Here is a 15,512-nt window from a genome sequence, read left to right as displayed (position 1 = left end):
TCTGGAACGACGGCGTTCCGTCCCACCCCCCTCCGGCCTGCCGGCCAGGCGGATTCGTTACGATCCGTTCCGTTTCCATGACCAACTACAAGAAACTCATCGACGCCGAGACCTGGGCCTTCATCGAACGGACCAATTCGTATTATCCGCCGGATACGATCGACTACACGATCGCTGAGCAGCGCGCGATCTACGACCGGATGTGCCGCGAATTCTCTGCCGGCTATCCGGATGGCGTGACGGCTGAAACCACCGTCATTGCCGCGCCAGCGCACGACGTCCCGATCCGCATTTATCGCAGCGCGGCGCCGAACGCCTCTGCGATGGTGCTCTATGTCCATGGCGGCGGCTACATCCTCGGCGGACTCGACAGCCATGATGATGTCTGCGCCGAGCTTTGCGCCCGCACCGGCTATGAGGTGGTCTCGGTCGACTACCGGCTGGCGCCGGAACATCTGCACCCGGCCGCCTTCGACGATGCGATTGGCGCCTTCGAATGGGCCACCGCCACTTACGAATGCCCCGTCCTGCTCTGCGGCGACAGCGCCGGCGGCAATCTCGCCTGTGCCGTCAGTCATGCGACGCGTGGCCACGTGACAAAGCCGGTCGGCCAGGTGCTGATCTATCCTGGCCTTGGCGGCGACCGTTCAAGCGGTTCCTATGTCACGCATGCCGAAGCGCCGATGCTGACGATGCGCGATCTGGAGTTCTATAAAAACATCCGGACGGGCGGAGTGGACGCCACAGGCGACATCACTTTGTCTCCGCTTGCGGACGCCGATTTCGCCTATCTGCCGCCTACCGTCGTGATCACCGCCGAATGCGACCCGCTGTCGTCAGACGGTGAAGCCTATCGCGACCGCATCGTTGCCGCAGACGGACGCGCCTGGTGGTTCGAGGAGCCGGGGCTGGTGCACGGCTATCTCAGAGCCAGGCACACGGCCGGCCGCGCCCGCTCGAGCTTTACCCGGATTGTCGATGCCGTGACGGTACTTGGGAAGGGTGAATGGATCTGGTGAGGGCTGCCCTCCTCGCCGCGAAGGGCCTTTATCGGCCGCTATAGCTCTACTTGCGGCGGCGTGGGCGGCCGGAGACCCGCCTCAACCAAGGTCCCAAATGAAAGGCGCTCATCAGCAAGTACATCGGGACCATGCCGCCCAGCGGCGACGCACCTTGCCCGGTCGAGCACATCATATCCGGCGCTCCGCCGAGAAACGTCAGCAGCGCCATGGTTGCGAAGGTCGGCGCGGCCGCAAAGGACAGCCAATCGGCTGCGCCAACGCCGGCCGGGCTCGCATCGCCGGTGGATCCGCCTGCATGAATCTCGCTCATGGCCATAGTCCTGCATAGCGAGCGGGATGCGGTCGAATGAACGTGCATCCCGCTCCTCCAATTGTCCTAGCCGCATTTCCGCGACGCCAAACGTTCTATTCGGTGCGGTTCCGGAACGCGGCCTCTCCGGCGTCCGACACCTCGACCCACTTTTTGTCGGGAACGGTTTCGGCGCCGTAATTGTCGTGCCAGTTCCACCACTTGTACGTCGGCGTCTGCGGATAGCCTTCGGGCGAATCCTCCCAAACCTCCTGGCGGCCGAGCGGCGACAGGTCGAGATAGCTCCATACGGTCCCCATCGCCTCGTCGCCGCGGTTGTTGATGAAGTAGGTACGGAACACGCGATCCCCATCGCGGATGAACACGTTATGGCCGTGCCATTCGTCAACGCCGAAATCGGCATCGAAGCTGTCGGTGATGGTGTACCAGGGCATCTTCCAGTCCATCCGCGCCTTCAGCCGTGCAATGTCGGCCTGCGGTGCGCGCGAGGCGTAGGCAAGCGTGGTGTCGCGGGCGTTCAGATGGGCAAGATTGCCGACCTGGTCTGCCCCCAGCGAGCAGCCGCGGCAAGCGTGATCGGGCCAGCCGAATACGCCGGGCTCGAAGAAAGCGCGGTAGACGATCAGCTGACGGCGGCCCTCGAACAGGTCGAGCAGGCTCACCTTTCCGTTGGGGCCCTCGAACGTATAGGCCTTCTCCACCGCCATCCACGGCATCCGCCGACGCTCGGCGGCCAAGGCGTCGCGAGCCCGGGTCACGGTTTTCTCCTTCACGAGCAACTGCTGGCGCGCGGCCTCCCACGCATCAGGCGAAACGACGGGTGGTGTCTTCATCGCGAGCCGCGTCGTCTGCTCGCCTGTGCCATTCTGATGTGCCGTCATTGTGCATCTCCCTTGCTGGTCTGTTGTCGCACCATTCCCGGCGCGACGTGTTGCTGATTGGTCATGAGCCAGGATAGGGGCGATAGCGGATTGGCGAGAGTGACAAGTGTGACGCGATTCCGACGGGTCCGCTGATCACGGCCAAATTTGCCGCCCGCGACGCCTCTGCTCATTCCTACCCGGACTGCTGGATGGGCCGTGCGCCGGCCAGGTAGCGATCATTGTCAAACGGTTCGGCCTGGTTGCTTTCCGGCTCCACAGCTGCCGATGGGTTCGTGTGAGATCGCCGAGATAGACATGCAGGGCACCGGATCGCGCGCTGCCCGTATTCGCAACCGCATGCACGGTATTTGACGCCATGTGCACGACGGCAGGCGCTGCGATGTCCTGCCTTTCGGGAACATCGAGTTCGCTGCCGGCAACGGGATAGATGAAGTTCGTCTCGCTGCCCTTGTAGATGCCGATCAAGGCATCCATCAGGTGGTTGTGGGGCGGGTACTGCAGGCCGGGCGACAACGTGATGTGATAGATCGTCAGGTTCGGGCTCGCATGCAAAAGAACCTCGTCGTCGTCTTCTTCGTGAGCGAGTGTTCCCGATGCGTGAAAACGGTTGGTGTAGTCGCCCAGGACCGTCCTTACCGCTTCGAGGGGATCTGGCCCCTTCGCGGCATTGACGATATCATCGGCAACAGCGTAGAGAGGCGAGTTGGCGAGTAAAGGCATATCAGTTATCCTGCCTGAGATGCTCAGATTTTCAACCTGGGGTGCTCACGCTAGCGACTGCCGATGCCAGCGTCAACCGGACAGCCAAACGGACAAAATATGAAAACGACGAAGTTGACCGCCGAACCGGCAAGGCCGGCCACGGTCGAGGCGACAGCACTGTCAGCCGCCGACGTCCTTCGCAGGGAACAGGCATATGAGCAGCTGAGGAACGACATCATTGCCTGCGTGCTGCGCCCCGGCGAAGCGCTGACCGAGAAACAGATCGGCGATCGATACCAGATCAAAAAGGCGACCATCCGCGCGGCGTTGGCCCGCCTGATGCAGGAAGGTCTGGTCAGGAGCGAGCCGCGCCGCGGCTACGTCGTTGCAACGCTCAGCCTGCGGGACGTCAACGAGATCTTCGATGTCCGCAGCTTGATCGAACCGGAAGTGTTCAGAGTGGCGGCATCGAACATTACCGAGCGCGGGCTGGAGGACATCGGGCTGGCAGCGAAAAAAGTGCTGAAGCCGGAGACGTTGCGTAGTCATGTTGCATTCCTGGCGGCCGATCGTGCGTTTCGTCTGGCCTTTGCGGAGCTCTCGGGAAATTTACGATTGGCGCATCTACTGGACCAGATACTCGACCAGTCGGCGCGGGTTCTTCACCTTGGGTTCAAATCCCGCGACTTCACCCAGTTGATCATCGCCCAGCAAAAGGAACTGGTTCTTGCCTGCGAGGCAGGCGACGTTTCCGGCATCGTCAAACTTGCCCGTTCGCAGTGTCTGTTTCTCAAGAAGCAGGTGCTCGAGGCTTTGCTTGCCGGTTCCAAGCTTCAGGACGTCAATTTGCAGCCCTTCGCCTAGAGCGGTTCTCCTGGAACCGGTAACCCGCTCTAACTATCTGTTTTGCCGCATTTATGCGGGCGCCGAATGATTCCATTTGGCTGCAAAATGCTCAGAGGGAAAGTTGGCCGTTCGGTGCGACCGCCACCTTGGCGCAACGGCCGCCGGCGGGGCTTGTTTCACCCCACCGAGGAAGAGGCCGCCGAGCGACCAGGGTGCCTGGCCGCCAAGCGACTGCTCCGGCTCCTGCTCGACAATGATGGCCTTCTTGCCGGCCGCAGTCAGTTCGGCCGCCGCGACAAGGCCGGCAAGGCCGGCGCCGACGATGATCACATCCGCATCGTCGGGCATCTATTTGGCCATGATCTCGTCCAAAAACCGGCCCGTTGCAGGATCACGGCCGGCCTAGACTGCCTCCCAGCCTACCTTCTCGCCGGCGCGGAAGATGGCATCGATGACCTTCTGGTTGAGCACCGATTCTTCCAGGGTGAAAACACGATCCTTGCCGCCCTGTGCCGCCCGCGCGAAGGCCTCGACTTCCAGCCGGTACTGTTGCGTGCCAGGAAAGCGGAAGACCTGCGCCTCGCTGTGGTTCTGGTTGTGCAGTTCGACGCGGTGATGGTCGTAGAGTCCGGCGTTGAACGGTGAGAACACCTCGATGAAGCCCTTCTCACCGTGAAAGACCATCACCTGGCGTGCCGCCATCTGTGTCGACAGGTAAAACGACAACTCGAAGTCGCCGAAATCGGCGCGGATCGAGGAATAGATGTCGGTGCCGAATGTCTTGTCGCGCTCGATCGTCGCCTGGACGCGCAGCGGCTCCTTGCCGGTCGAAAAGCGCGTCGATACCGTCGGATAGACGCCGATGTCGGGCAGCGCGCCGCCGCCGAGATCGAGCTTGTTGCGCATGTTGTTGGGGTCGACATTGTAGTAGGAGAACGCGCCCTGGACATGGCGCAGCCGGCCGATGGCGCCGTTGGCGATCAGCTCGCGCACCTTGACCCATTGCGGGTGGTAGACGACCATGAAGGCTTCGCAGACCAGCACCTTCCTGGCATCGCGCAGCTTGATCAGTGGCGGAATGTCCTTGGCGTCGAGCGCCAGTGGCTTTTCGACCAGAACATGCTTGCCGGCCTCGATCGCCTTGGCTGTCCATTCGACATGCTGCGAGGTCGGCAGCGGAATGTAGACGCCGTCGATGTCGCTGGAGGCGAGCAGTTCCTCATAGGAGCCGAAAGCGTGGCGCGCGCCGAAGCGTTCGCCCAGCGCCCGAGCTTTCGACAGATCGCGGCTGGCGATCGCCGACAGCACGCCGTTCTCCGCCTCGACGATTGCCGGCAAAAGCTGCTCGCGGCCGATTTTGGCCGTCGACAAAACACCCCATCGGAACATCAGATTTCTCCTCTCGATTGCAGGCCTGGAGGTTTGCCTGAAATCGGCGGAAAAGCCAATGCGGGAGCGAGGAACCCAGGTCCTGCAGCGACGGTGAAACCGCAGGCAGAACCGCTCAACCTCTTCTACCCGTCAGCGTCATGTCGAATTCGACGACGTTGGAATAAATCGGCGCGCCGACATCCATGCCATAGCGCGACCGCAACACCTTGCCTGTGACGTGAAACTTTATCGTGCCCGCCTTGAGGCCGCCGAGCTCGGCCGTGAACTTTTCCTGAAAGGTCTTGCCGCGCGCCGTCAGCTGGCCGGTGACAAGGGCCGACGTGTCGCCGGTGCGTTTGACGCTGGTCGAACGGAACTGGATCTCCGGATTGTTGGTCGCGTCGAAAACCGCGTCCGAGCGGAGAAAGGCATCGATGCGGCTTTGGCCGGTACCGACGCTTTCGGGGAAGATGGTGAAATTGACCTGGGACCGGCCGACATCGCTGTTGTCGATAAGGATATTGCCCTTGAAGCGGGAGAAGGCACCGTCGAGCCCGCCGCCGCCGAGCTTGGCGATGGAGAAGTGGATGCTGGAACTCCCTGGGCTGATCGTGTAGCTGCCGGCCGCCTCGCCAATGGCAACGGCGGCGAAAACAGGCATGGCAAAACAAGCGGCGGCTGCCGCAAATCCGAAGATGCGCGCGTACATGGAAATGGTCCTCTTGGCAGGCAACGCTTTCTTGCGTCCTCGCCCCATGAACGAATGAGCCGCCCGCTCTATTCCGTCTCGCGATGTGACGAAGCCGTGATCATGCGCGTCAGCACGGTATCCCTCAGCCAGAAATGATGACGCAGCGCAGCGGCGAGATGCAAAGCGACAAGTCCGATGCCGGCATAAGCGAGATACCAGTGCGTCGCTGCCCAGAAGCTTTCTGCCATGTCCGATTTACTAAGCGGCAGATTGGGCATGACGAACAGATTGAACGGCACGCTCGGGATCTCCAGCACCGAGACCGAGACCAGTGCCCAGCCGGACAGCGGCAGAGCGAGCTGAAAAGCATAAAGCGCAAGATGGACAAGCGGCGCCATGCGGCGCTCGAAAGGGCCGACTGAGCGCGGCAGCGGCGGGGCCGGTCTGCCAAGGCGACAGGCGATGCGCAGGATGACCAGCCCAAGCAGCAGGAAGCCGAAGGATTTATGCAGCTGAATCAGCTCGAAGGCGGTGCGCTGGCTGGACAGCCGCACCATGACGAAGCCGAGCACGAACTGGCCGATAAACAGCGCCGCGATCAGCCAGTGAAGGATGATCGCCGTCCAGCCATAGCCGGTCCGCTGTTTTTTGGGCAGTGCTGACATGGTCTGTGAACGAATGCCAGGTCGGCTTTCTTCCATCCCGGAAAGGCGGTTTCCACTTATGTTTGAAGACGACTAATTGCCGGTGCCAACGGCCGTAAGACGAGCATTCACGCCTGAATAGATTGCCCTCCGCTGTTCCGACGGTGCCGCTATATGCTCACTTTGAAGAAATCGACAAAGGCCCTGAGCGCCGGCCGCATCTGGCGTCGGCTCGGATAATAGACGAAAAAACCATCGAAGGGCGGGCACCAGTCCTCCAGCACGCGAACGAGCTTGCCGGCGGCGAGCGGGTCGCGGACATAGTCCTCGAACACGAAGGCGAGCCCGGCGCCGTCAACCGCAGCATTGGCAATCAGATGGTCCTCGTCGAGGATCAATGGCCCTTGCACCGGGATTTCGATCTCCTCGCCGTTTTTCTCGAATTCCCAGCGATAGATGGTGCCGCTGGAGAAGCGGAAGCGGATGCAGCGGTGAGCGGCGAGATCGCGCGGATGCTGCGGCTTGGGCCTGGTCTCGAAGTAAGATGGCGTGCCGACCACCGCGCCGCGAAGGTTCGGCCCGATGCGCACTGCGATCATGTCGCGCTGCAGGCTCTCGCCCAGCCGCACACCGGCATCGAAGCCGCCCTCGACCACATCGGTGAAGCGGTCATCGATGACGATCTCCAGCACGATGTCGGGATAGGCAGCCGCAAAGGCGCCGAGCCTTGGCGTCAGCGCCAGGTGGGCGGCGGTGCGCGGCACGGTCAGCCTGAGATTGCCCGCCGGCCGGTCGCGCGCCTCGATCGCCGATTCCAGCGCCAGGTCGATTTCCGACAGCGCCGGCCTGAGGCGCTCGAGCAGTTGCGCGCCCTCCTCGGTCGGAGCGACGCTGCGCGTGCTGCGCGCCAGAAGGCGCACGCCGAGACGCGCTTCCAGGCTGGACACCGCGTGGCTGACCGCCGACGGCGCGATTGCCAGCTCCTTGGCGGCACCGCGAAAACTGCCGCATTGGGCGACCGTTGCCAGCACGGCAAGCTGTGAAAGATGTGTTCGCTTCATGATCTATTTTTGGGAACAGCCCGTGCAAATAAGAGGCGATTATCGAACGCTGTGCAAGACGGTATCTCCGTGGCATCACAACCATCACAATAAGGAGACACGTGATGCAAACCCGCAAGCTCGGCAATGAACTCGACGTCTACCCAGTCGGCCTCGGCTGCATGGGGATGAGCTTTGCCTATGGTGGCCAGCCGGAGGCGGAGGCGATTGCCACGCTGCGCCACGCCGTTGAGATCGGGGTCAATTTCTTCGACACCGCCGAGGTCTATGGTCCCTACGAGAACGAGATCCTGGTCGGCAAGGCGCTGAAGCCGGTGCGTGATCATGTGACGATCGCGACCAAATTTGGCTTCAATATCCTCGAAGAAGGCAGCGGCACCGAGCGCATGGTTGGTGTTGACAGCCGCCCGGAGCATGTCAAGGCGGTGGCCGAAGCGTCGTTGAAGCGGCTGGATACCGAGATCATCGATCTCTACTACCAGCACCGCGTCGACCCCAGCGTGCCGATCGAGGATACGGTCGGCGCCATGGCCGAGCTGGTACGCGAGGGCAAGGTGCGGGCGCTCGGCCTGTCGGAGGCGAGTGCGGCGACCATCCGCCGGGCGCATGCCGTGCATCCGATCGCCGCGGTGCAGAGCGAATATTCGTTGTGGAGCCGCGATCCGGAGGATGAGGTGTTTGCCGTCTGCCGCGAGCTCGGCATCGGCTTTGTCCCCTATAGCCCGCTCGGCCGCGGCCTGCTCACCGCCACGATCGCCAAGCCTGATGTTCTCGGCGCCGACGACTGGCGCCGGGGGTTGCCGCGCTTCCAGGCCGACGCCATGGCGGCCAATGCGGCGGTCGTCGCCGTGCTGGAAAGGATGGCCGCCGAGAAGGACGTGGCGCCGGCGCAGTTGGCGCTTGCCTGGGTGCTGCATCAGGGCGACTTCATTGTACCGATCCCTGGTGCCCGCAAGATCCGACATCTCGAACAGAATACGGCGGCAGCCGATATCGTGCTGACCCCGGCCGAAGTGGCATCCATCGGCGACGCCCTGTCGCCGGAAAAGGTGATGGGCAAGCGCTATACCGAGGAGCTGCTGGCCCTGGTCGACGAGTGAACGGCAATCGACAGCGCAATCGAAACGGGGCGTTTCGGCACCCCGTTTCGAATGCCGCAGCGGTGCAAAATAATTGCGAGAAATTGGCGCGACCTCCGTCCTGCCGGACATCTCCGCCTCAAGGAGGAGATTGGACGTCACCTCGGCTTTCGCCAATCGCCGGCGCCGGAAGGGCGGGCAGGGCGCTGGAACTGCCAATCTCCCGTCTTGCGGGAGATGCCCGGCAGGGCAGGTGCCTCGCGCCGACATTCTACCAAGGCACGACAGTAATCTCCGGCCAGCACTCCTGTGCCCGCCTGCCCTTCAGCTCATGGGTCCGCTGATTATCCAGCACCCTGTTCGGCGTGATGCGGAACGAAAAAATGTCGTCGAGCCCGAACGGTGCCACCAGATCGAGGCGCCCTTCGGCATCGTAGCGCACGCCGACTGCATGCGTCTTCGACGCAAAATAGCTGACCGATTCGCTAGCGCTCATATAGCGCGGGCATTCCTGCCCGAACTTGCTCGGATACCACAGATGCACCCGCGCCTGATTGCGCACCTCGACCGGCAGCTTCAGCCCTTCGAAATGCCTCGCCGCACGGCGAATGACCAAATCCTCGGCCTCATAGGACAGATCGCTCTCGTCAAAATAAAACAGGTCGACATCTTTGATGCCGTACCCGGAAGGTCTTCCGGTCAGATGGTTCCAGACGCTGTTGTAAAGCGCGCCGGAGACGACCAGCCAGTCGGGGAGGTCGAGCGTGCGCACCCGCGACAGCGTCTCACTGACCATCGGATCGGCTGAGACGATATCGAGAAAGACTGCACGCTGTTCCTCGAAGGGCAGCCCTGAATAGCGCAGATGGTTCATCGCCCTTTGGAGGGCGATTCGCCAGGCGCTCGCAACCCCCTCAGCCGCGCAGCACGCCGCCGGTCTGCTTGTGCACATTCTCGACGATGCGCTTGGCCAGCGCCTCGAAATCCTCATCGGTCAGCGTCTTTTCGACCGGCTGGATCGACACCTCGATGGCGATCGATTTCTTCGCCGCGCCGAGGGCTGCACCCTCGAAAACATCGAACACCGAGACGCCGGAAATCAGCTTCCTGTCGGCGGCTAGGGCGGCGCGAACGAGTGTGCCGGCTTCGACCGCCTTGTCGACGACGAAGGCGAAGTCGCGCTTGACCGCCTGGAAGGCGGACAGATCGAGCCTTGGCTTTGTCCGCGTCGGCTTGGCCTTCGGCTCGGGCACCGCATCAATGAACACTTCGAAGCCGCAGAGCGGGCCGGAGACGTCAAGCCCTTCCAGCGTCTTCGGGTGGAATTCGCCGAATGTGCCGAGCACGACCTTCGGCCCGAGCTTGATCGTGCCGGAGCGGCCGGGATGATACCAGGCCGGGCCGCCGGCCTCGATCTGCAGCCGCTCGACCGGCGCGCCGCAGGCTTCGAGTGCTGCGATCGCATCGGCCTTGGCATCGAAGACGCCGACGGCGCCGGCGTTGCCGGCCCAATGGCGGCCGGAGCCCTCGAGCTTGGCGGTGCCGCGCCGCACACCGGCGGCAACGCGCCGCTGCTGGTCGGCGCCGTCGCCCTCATAAGTGCCAGACACTTCGAACAGCGCGACATCGCCGATGCCCTTGTCGGCATTGCGTTGCGCTGCCGCGATCAGCCCCGGCAGCAGCGACGGCCGCATATCCGACATATCGGCGGCGATCGGGTTGGCAAGCTTCAGCGCCTGCTGGCCGCCGCCGAACAATTCGGCGTGTTTTGCCGGAATGAACGACCAGGTGACGGCCTCCATCATGCCGCGCACGGCAAGCGCCCGCTTGGCGGCGCGGGTGCGGATCTGCAGCACAGTCAGGATTTTGCCGTTGACCGCATCGTGCGAACCAAGCGGCTGCGGCGCGATATTGTCGACGCCGTGGATGCGCATGACCTCCTCGACCAGGTCGGCCTTGCCGTCGACATCCGGCCGCCAGGAAGGGACCGCTACATTGACGACGTCGCCCGTGCCCTCCGGCCTGAAGCCGAGGCGGGCAAGAATGTCGAGGCTCGTCGAGCGCGGCACTTCGATGCCGGTCAGCCGCTTCACTTCCGACAAAGGGAACGAGACGATCTTCGGCCGATGGCCGGCATAGCCGACGACCTCGGTTTGCGCCGGCGTGCCGCCGCAGAAATCGAGCACCAGCTTCGTTGCCAGCTCCACGCCCGGAACCATCATTTCCGGGTCGACGCCACGCTCGAAGCGGTAGCGTGCATCGCTGATGATGCCGAGCGTGCGGCCGGTGCGGGCGGTGGCGATCGGGTCCCAAAGCGCCGACTCGATCAGCACGTCGGTGGTGTTCTCGTCACACCCGGAATGCTCGCCGCCCATGATGCCGGCGATCGATTCGATGCCGTCCTGGTCTGCGATCACGCACATCTCAGGCGTCAGCGTGTATTCGCGGCCGTCGAGCGCCAGCACCTTTTCGCCGTCACGCGCCCGGCGCACGGTGAGATTGCCGGTGACCTTCCCAGCGTCAAAAACATGCAGCGGCCGACCGCGATCGAAGGTGACGTAATTGGTGATATCGACGAGCGCGCTGATCGGCCTCAAGCCGATGGCGAGAAGCCTTTGCTGCAGCCATTTCGGCGACGGTCCGTTCTTGACGCCGCGCACCAGGCGCAGCGCAAAGCCGGGGCAGAGCTCCGGCGCTTCGATCGTCACCTTGACCGGCGTCGCGCCTTTGCCGGGGATCGGCTCTATCGGCGCGCTCTTCAGCGTACCGAGCCCGCTCGCCGCCAGATCGCGGGCGATACCATGGACACTGGTGGCATCCGGCCGGTTCGGCGTCAGATTGATCTCGATCAGCGGGTCGTCGAGATGGGCATAGGCGGCGAAACTGGTCCCGACCGGCGCATCGGCCGGCAGGTCGATGATGCCGTCATGCTCTTCGGATAATTCGAGCTCACGTTCGGAGCACATCATGCCGTGGCTTTCAACGCCGCGGATCTTGCCGACGGTCAGCGTCACGTCGATGCCGGGGATATAGGTGCCGGGTGCTGCAAAGGCGCCGATCAGGCCGGCGCGGGCGTTCGGCGCTCCACACACGACCTGCACCGGCGGCTTGCCGTCGCCGGTGTCGACGGTCAGCACGCGAAGCCGGTCGGCATCTGGGTGCTGCACCGCCGTCACCACCTTGGCGATGACGAAGGGGGCTAGGCTCGCCCGGTCGTCGACATGCTCGACTTCAAGGCCGATCGAGGTGAGACGCTCGACGATTTCCGCCAGCGAGGCGTCGGTCTCGAGATGGTCTTTGAGCCAGGAGAGGGTGAGTTTCATGACTGTGTTCCGTCTGGTCTGGGCACGTTGCACTTGAAGCTATGCGGCCGCGCGTCCGACATGTGCAGGAAGGCGAGCTGTCCGCGGATTTGCTGCTGCAGCCCGCTCGTCACGCGCTCAGGCCACCGAACAGCGTTGGCATGTCGAGCGGCCTAAAACCGTAATGCGAAAGCCAGCGGACATCGGCGTCGAAGAAGGCGCGCAGATCCGGCATGCCGTATTTCAGCATGGCGATGCGGTCGATGCCCATGCCCCAGGCGAAGCCCTGGTATTCGTCGGGATCGAGGCCACCGTAACGGAGCACATTGGGGTGCACCATGCCGCAGCCGAGAATCTCCATCCAGTCGGAACCTTCGCCGAAGCGCACCTCGCCCGGCCGCGAACGATCGCACTGGATGTCGACCTCGAGGCTGGGCTCGGTGAACGGGAAGAAGGACGGCCGGAAGCGCATCTTCACGCTCGGCACCTCGAAGAAGGCCTTGCAGAACTCCTCTAGCACCCACTTCATGTTGGCGACATTGGCCGATTTGTCGATCACCAGCCCCTCGACCTGATGGAACATCGGCGAGTGGGTGGCATCGGAATCCTGCCGGTAGGTCTTGCCAGGAATGACGATGCGGATTGGCGGCTTCTGCATCTCCATGGTGCGGATCTGCACCGGCGAGGTGTGGGTGCGCAAAAGCTTGCGTTCGCCCTGCGCGTCCGGCTGGAAAAAGAAGGTGTCGTGCATCTCGCGCGCCGGGTGGCCTTCCGGGAAGTTCAGCGAGGTGAAATTGTAATAGTCGGTCTCGATGTCGGGGCCTTCGGCGATGGCAAAGCCGAGATCGCCGAAGATCGCCGCGATCTCGTCGATGACCTGGCTGATAGGATGGATGCGGCCGCGCTCGGCCGGCGATTGCCTGACCGGCAGCGTCACGTCAACCTTCTCGGCGGCGAGACGGGCCGTAATCGCCGCGTCCTTCAGCTCGGCGCGGCGAGCAGAAAGCGCCTCGGTGACGCGGTTCTTGAGGCCGTTGATCGCCGGGCCCTTGACCTGGCGCTCCTCGGCGCTCATCGAGCCGAGCGTCTTCAGCATCTCGGACACCGAGCCCTTCTTGCCGAGGGCCGAGACACGCACCGCCTCGATCGCCTGCTCGTCGGCGGCCGAGGCAATCTCGGCCATCAGGGAATGTTCGAGAGTTTCCATGTCACTCATGTTCCAGATCCGATTGGAAGCAAAGAAAAACCCGCGCCAGCCCTGCCAGCGCGGGTTTCCCAAATCAAGTGTCGAATAGCTTGGGAAGCGCTGGTCTTAAGCGACAGCGCTTTCAAAAGCATTCGGCGTGGTGTTCTTGAGATATTCGAGCGCGACCTTGGCCTTGGCCACGAGTGCGGCGAAGGCCTGCGGCTCGTGGATGGCCATATCCGACAGGATCTTGCGGTCGATCTCGATGCCGGCCTTGTTGAGACCGTCGATGAAGCGGCCGTAGGTCAGGCCATGCTCATGCGTCGCCGCATTGATGCGCTGGATCCACAGCGCGCGGAACGAACGCTTGCGATTCTTGCGGTCGCGATAGGCGTACTGTAGCGACTTTTCCACCGCCTGCTTGGCGATCCGGATGGTGTTCTTGCGACGGCCGTAAAAACCCTTGGCGGCTTTCAGGACCTTCTTGTGCTTGGCGTGCGAGGTGACGCCTCTCTTTACGCGTGCCATGTCATGATCTCCTTAAACGTTGTCCAGGCCGAATGCTCTAAAGGCCGTTCGGCAGAAAATTCTTGATGACCTTCTTGCCGTCCGGTTCAGCCAGAACCATCGTGCCGCGGGCATTTCGAATGAACTTGTTGGAACGCTTGATCATGCCGTGACGTTTGCCGGCCGCAGCCGACAGAACTTTACCCGTACCTGTGATCTTGAACCGCTTCTTAGCGGCCGACTTGGTCTTCATCTTGGGCATTTTGCTACTCCGTTTATATGCGCACCAATGCGCTTCTTGTTCGCTTCAGGCCGACCAAAGCCCGAAAAGCAAATGAAACCGCCACGGCATGCCCTGCCGGGCGGTTTTTTGGGAACGGCGGTCCTATACGTCAAAGCGGGCTGGCGCGCAACACCCCGTACCGAGCAACACTGTACTCAGCAACACTGCACTCAGGGGAGACGGAACAGCACCGGCAATATGCCGGACTGCTGGGCGCCGTCGATCAGTTCGAAAGCCGGCAAGGCAACCAGGAAGACCAGACCGTCCAGCAGCGTGGTTCGCAACAGGCGCGGCTTGAAGCCGCCGGTGTCGCCTTCCTGGTACAGCGACAGCTTCGGAAAAAAGCGCGGCACTTTCGCCAGGTAGGCCTGGTATGGCGCGCCGAGAACCTCCTTGAGGAATTTCTCCTCGCGCAGGATAACGATGTAAAAGGCACCAGCGCAGAGCGCTGCAAAGCCGATCGTGGCGGTGATCGAGCCGATCTGTGCGCCGACACCGGCGGCAGCTAAAGTAGAGAAGACATAGAGCGGGTTGCGGGTGATCGAATAGGGGCCGCCGGTCACCACTTCGGAGGATTTGCGACCGCCGATATAGAGCGTCGACCACAAGCGTCCGACGATGCCGAGAAAGATCAGCACGACGCCAACCATTTCGATCGTTTCATGCACAGGCGTATCGGGCGGAAAAACCGACTGCCCGAACAAAAGCATCGCGAACAGGACGACGACGACGACGGCAAGCACCACCCTGCGCGTGTGCTGGTAGCTGCCCAGCCCATATTTGGCTTCCGAATGCTTGACGTCATTGACCATGTCGGGAATCCGATCGTCGAGGGAACCAGAGCGTCTTTGTTCTCGCCGGCGATCGCAGCGTCTGGCCAAGAAAACAGGCGCCCCGCCGATCGCCGGGACGCCTTGCAACATGATTCAGGCGGATTTTATGCACGTCGCCCAAAAGTGCGCAGCGGTTTTGCGACAACGACATGCACAAAACAGAACCAAAGCGCAACGCGCTTTAGCGGGGCGCCAGCACCATCATCATCTGGCGGCCTTCGAGCTTCGGTTCGGCTTCGACCTTGGCGATGGGCGCCACTTCCTCGCGAACCTTGTTCAGAAGCTGCATGCCGAGTTCCATATGCGCCATCTCGCGACCGCGGAAGCGCAATGTCAGCTTGACCTTGTCGCCTTCCTCGAAAAAGCGCCGGACAGCCTTCATCTTGGTCTCGTAGTCGTGGCTGTCGATGTTCGGTCGCATCTTGATCTCCTTGATCTCGATGACCTTCTGGTTCTTGCGCGCCTCGGCCGCCTTCTTCTGGTTGGCGTATTTCAGCTTGCCGAGATCAAGGATCTTTACGACGGGCGGCACTGCATTGGGCGATATCTCGACCAGGTCGAGCCCAGCCTCTTCGGCGAGCAGCAATGCGTCGTTGATGGAGACATCGCCGCGGTTCTGGCCTTCGGCGTCGATTAGCTGGACCCGGGGAACCCGGATGTCACGGTTGGAGCGCGGGCCTTCCTTGGTGGGCGCCGCTGCTTTGAAAGGTCTGCGAATGGTCGTGGTCTCCTTGAGCCGTTTCGTTAAGGGGTTCTTCAGTTCAGAATTGCGAACGCGCAATGTGGTGAGC

General features: G+C 62.4%; 17 protein-coding genes and 1 pseudogene. 3 read left to right on the top strand and 15 right to left on the bottom strand.

All coding sequences use genetic code 11. The features are described 5' to 3' along the window. The first annotated feature begins 77 nt into the window (after positions 1-77). The gene (locus tag NKJ72_RS27275) at positions 78-1,019 is read left to right on the top strand and encodes an alpha/beta hydrolase (protein WP_352480221.1); all 942 of its coding nucleotides are present in this window, start codon (positions 78-80) and stop codon (positions 1,017-1,019) included. Positions 1,020-1,065: 46 nt separating this feature from the next. On the opposite strand, the gene NKJ72_RS27270 is transcribed toward NKJ72_RS27275, so the two are convergent. The 3 genes from NKJ72_RS27270 to NKJ72_RS27260 all read right to left on the bottom strand — a co-directional run bounded on the left by NKJ72_RS27270 (position 1,066) and on the right by NKJ72_RS27260 (position 2,936). Next, positions 1,066-1,338, bottom strand: a complete 273-nt coding sequence (locus NKJ72_RS27270) for a hypothetical protein (RefSeq protein WP_502901906.1) — start codon at positions 1,336-1,338, stop codon at positions 1,066-1,068. A gap of 89 nt (positions 1,339-1,427) precedes the next feature. Beyond that, on the bottom strand, positions 1,428-2,213 hold the full coding sequence (locus NKJ72_RS27265; protein ID WP_352480219.1) for a DUF899 domain-containing protein: 786 nt from the start codon (positions 2,211-2,213) through the stop codon (positions 1,428-1,430). A gap of 135 nt (positions 2,214-2,348) precedes the next feature. Beyond that, positions 2,349-2,936, bottom strand: a complete 588-nt coding sequence (locus NKJ72_RS27260; protein WP_352480218.1) for an autotransporter — start codon at positions 2,934-2,936, stop codon at positions 2,349-2,351. Between the two features lie 99 nt (positions 2,937-3,035). Here NKJ72_RS27260 and NKJ72_RS27255 point away from each other — a divergent pair, with 99 nt between their 5' ends. Next, positions 3,036-3,782, top strand: coding sequence for a GntR family transcriptional regulator (locus tag NKJ72_RS27255; protein WP_352480217.1), 747 nt, complete (start codon positions 3,036-3,038; stop codon positions 3,780-3,782). 168 nt (positions 3,783-3,950) lie between these two features. On the opposite strand, the pseudogene NKJ72_RS31040 reads toward NKJ72_RS27255, so the two are convergent. The 5 genes and pseudogenes from NKJ72_RS31040 to NKJ72_RS27230 all read right to left on the bottom strand — a co-directional run. Then, positions 3,951-4,112, bottom strand: a pseudogene (locus NKJ72_RS31040) (FAD-dependent oxidoreductase); the annotation flags it as partial. A 54-nt stretch (positions 4,113-4,166) separates the two neighbouring features. Next, complete coding sequence (locus tag NKJ72_RS27245; protein ID WP_352480215.1) at positions 4,167-5,153, bottom strand: Gfo/Idh/MocA family protein; 987 nt, start codon at positions 5,151-5,153, stop codon at positions 4,167-4,169. Between the two features lie 115 nt (positions 5,154-5,268). Beyond that, positions 5,269-5,844 carry a YceI family protein gene (locus NKJ72_RS27240; protein ID WP_352480214.1) on the bottom strand — a complete coding sequence of 192 codons (576 nt, stop codon included), beginning with the start codon at positions 5,842-5,844 and terminating at the stop codon, positions 5,269-5,271. 68 nt (positions 5,845-5,912) lie between these two features. Beyond that, complete coding sequence (locus NKJ72_RS27235) at positions 5,913-6,491, bottom strand: cytochrome b (RefSeq protein ID WP_352480213.1); 579 nt, start codon at positions 6,489-6,491, stop codon at positions 5,913-5,915. Positions 6,492-6,640: 149 nt separating this feature from the next. Next, a complete protein-coding gene (locus tag NKJ72_RS27230) occupies positions 6,641-7,531 on the bottom strand; it encodes a LysR family transcriptional regulator (protein ID WP_352480212.1) in 891 nt (296 codons plus the stop codon). Positions 7,532-7,635: 104 nt separating this feature from the next. Between NKJ72_RS27230 and NKJ72_RS27225 the strand changes: the two genes are divergently transcribed. After that, positions 7,636-8,631, top strand: a complete 996-nt coding sequence (locus tag NKJ72_RS27225; RefSeq protein WP_352480211.1) for an aldo/keto reductase — start codon at positions 7,636-7,638, stop codon at positions 8,629-8,631. 250 nt (positions 8,632-8,881) lie between these two features. On the opposite strand, the gene NKJ72_RS27220 is transcribed toward NKJ72_RS27225, so the two are convergent. The 7 genes from NKJ72_RS27220 to infC form a co-directional block, all read right to left on the bottom strand. Then, positions 8,882-9,484 (bottom strand): nucleotidyltransferase family protein, encoded by a 603-nt coding sequence (locus NKJ72_RS27220; RefSeq protein ID WP_352480210.1) that lies wholly within the window; start codon positions 9,482-9,484, stop codon positions 8,882-8,884. A gap of 40 nt (positions 9,485-9,524) precedes the next feature. After that, the gene (pheT, locus tag NKJ72_RS27215) at positions 9,525-11,933 is read right to left on the bottom strand and encodes a phenylalanine--tRNA ligase subunit beta (protein ID WP_352480209.1); all 2,409 of its coding nucleotides are present in this window, start codon (positions 11,931-11,933) and stop codon (positions 9,525-9,527) included. A 109-nt stretch (positions 11,934-12,042) separates the two neighbouring features. Next, entirely contained in the window at positions 12,043-13,128 is a 1,086-nt protein-coding gene (gene pheS / locus NKJ72_RS27210; RefSeq protein WP_352480208.1) for a phenylalanine--tRNA ligase subunit alpha, read from the bottom strand. Between the two features lie 96 nt (positions 13,129-13,224). Beyond that, positions 13,225-13,626 (bottom strand): 50S ribosomal protein L20, encoded by a 402-nt coding sequence (gene rplT / locus NKJ72_RS27205; protein ID WP_006201247.1) that lies wholly within the window; start codon positions 13,624-13,626, stop codon positions 13,225-13,227. Between the two features lie 37 nt (positions 13,627-13,663). After that, a complete protein-coding gene (gene rpmI / locus NKJ72_RS27200; protein ID WP_006201248.1) occupies positions 13,664-13,867 on the bottom strand; it encodes a 50S ribosomal protein L35 in 204 nt (67 codons plus the stop codon). A 191-nt stretch (positions 13,868-14,058) separates the two neighbouring features. Next, the gene (locus tag NKJ72_RS27195; protein WP_352480207.1) at positions 14,059-14,700 is read right to left on the bottom strand and encodes a methyltransferase family protein; all 642 of its coding nucleotides are present in this window, start codon (positions 14,698-14,700) and stop codon (positions 14,059-14,061) included. Between the two features lie 202 nt (positions 14,701-14,902). Beyond that, positions 14,903-15,439 carry a translation initiation factor IF-3 gene (infC, locus tag NKJ72_RS27190; RefSeq protein WP_023677573.1) on the bottom strand — a complete coding sequence of 179 codons (537 nt, stop codon included), beginning with the start codon at positions 15,437-15,439 and terminating at the stop codon, positions 14,903-14,905. Positions 15,440-15,512: the final 73 nt, after the last annotated feature.

Source organism: Mesorhizobium sp. M0045, from assembly GCF_040323385.1.
GTDB lineage: Bacteria > Pseudomonadota > Alphaproteobacteria > Rhizobiales > Rhizobiaceae > Mesorhizobium.
This window is presented reverse-complemented; position numbering and strand designations above follow the sequence as displayed.

Coding starts and splice junctions, on each gene's coding strand:
- NKJ72_RS27275 (WP_352480221.1), top strand. CDS start 78: ATGACCAACTACAAGAAACTCATCGACGCCGAGACCTGGGCCTTCATC.
- NKJ72_RS27270 (WP_502901906.1), bottom strand. CDS start 1,338: ATGGCCATGAGCGAGATTCATGCAGGCGGATCCACCGGCGATGCGAGC.
- NKJ72_RS27265 (WP_352480219.1), bottom strand. CDS start 2,213: ATGACGGCACATCAGAATGGCACAGGCGAGCAGACGACGCGGCTCGCG.
- NKJ72_RS27260 (WP_352480218.1), bottom strand. CDS start 2,936: ATGCCTTTACTCGCCAACTCGCCTCTCTACGCTGTTGCCGATGATATC.
- NKJ72_RS27255 (WP_352480217.1), top strand. CDS start 3,036: ATGAAAACGACGAAGTTGACCGCCGAACCGGCAAGGCCGGCCACGGTC.
- NKJ72_RS27245 (WP_352480215.1), bottom strand. CDS start 5,153: ATGTTCCGATGGGGTGTTTTGTCGACGGCCAAAATCGGCCGCGAGCAG.
- NKJ72_RS27240 (WP_352480214.1), bottom strand. CDS start 5,844: ATGTACGCGCGCATCTTCGGATTTGCGGCAGCCGCCGCTTGTTTTGCC.
- NKJ72_RS27235 (WP_352480213.1), bottom strand. CDS start 6,491: ATGTCAGCACTGCCCAAAAAACAGCGGACCGGCTATGGCTGGACGGCG.
- NKJ72_RS27230 (WP_352480212.1), bottom strand. CDS start 7,531: ATGAAGCGAACACATCTTTCACAGCTTGCCGTGCTGGCAACGGTCGCC.
- NKJ72_RS27225 (WP_352480211.1), top strand. CDS start 7,636: ATGCAAACCCGCAAGCTCGGCAATGAACTCGACGTCTACCCAGTCGGC.
- NKJ72_RS27220 (WP_352480210.1), bottom strand. CDS start 9,484: ATGAACCATCTGCGCTATTCAGGGCTGCCCTTCGAGGAACAGCGTGCA.
- pheT (WP_352480209.1), bottom strand. CDS start 11,933: ATGAAACTCACCCTCTCCTGGCTCAAAGACCATCTCGAGACCGACGCC.
- pheS (WP_352480208.1), bottom strand. CDS start 13,128: ATGAGTGACATGGAAACTCTCGAACATTCCCTGATGGCCGAGATTGCC.
- rplT (WP_006201247.1), bottom strand. CDS start 13,626: ATGGCACGCGTAAAGAGAGGCGTCACCTCGCACGCCAAGCACAAGAAG.
- rpmI (WP_006201248.1), bottom strand. CDS start 13,867: ATGCCCAAGATGAAGACCAAGTCGGCCGCTAAGAAGCGGTTCAAGATC.
- NKJ72_RS27195 (WP_352480207.1), bottom strand. CDS start 14,700: ATGGTCAATGACGTCAAGCATTCGGAAGCCAAATATGGGCTGGGCAGC.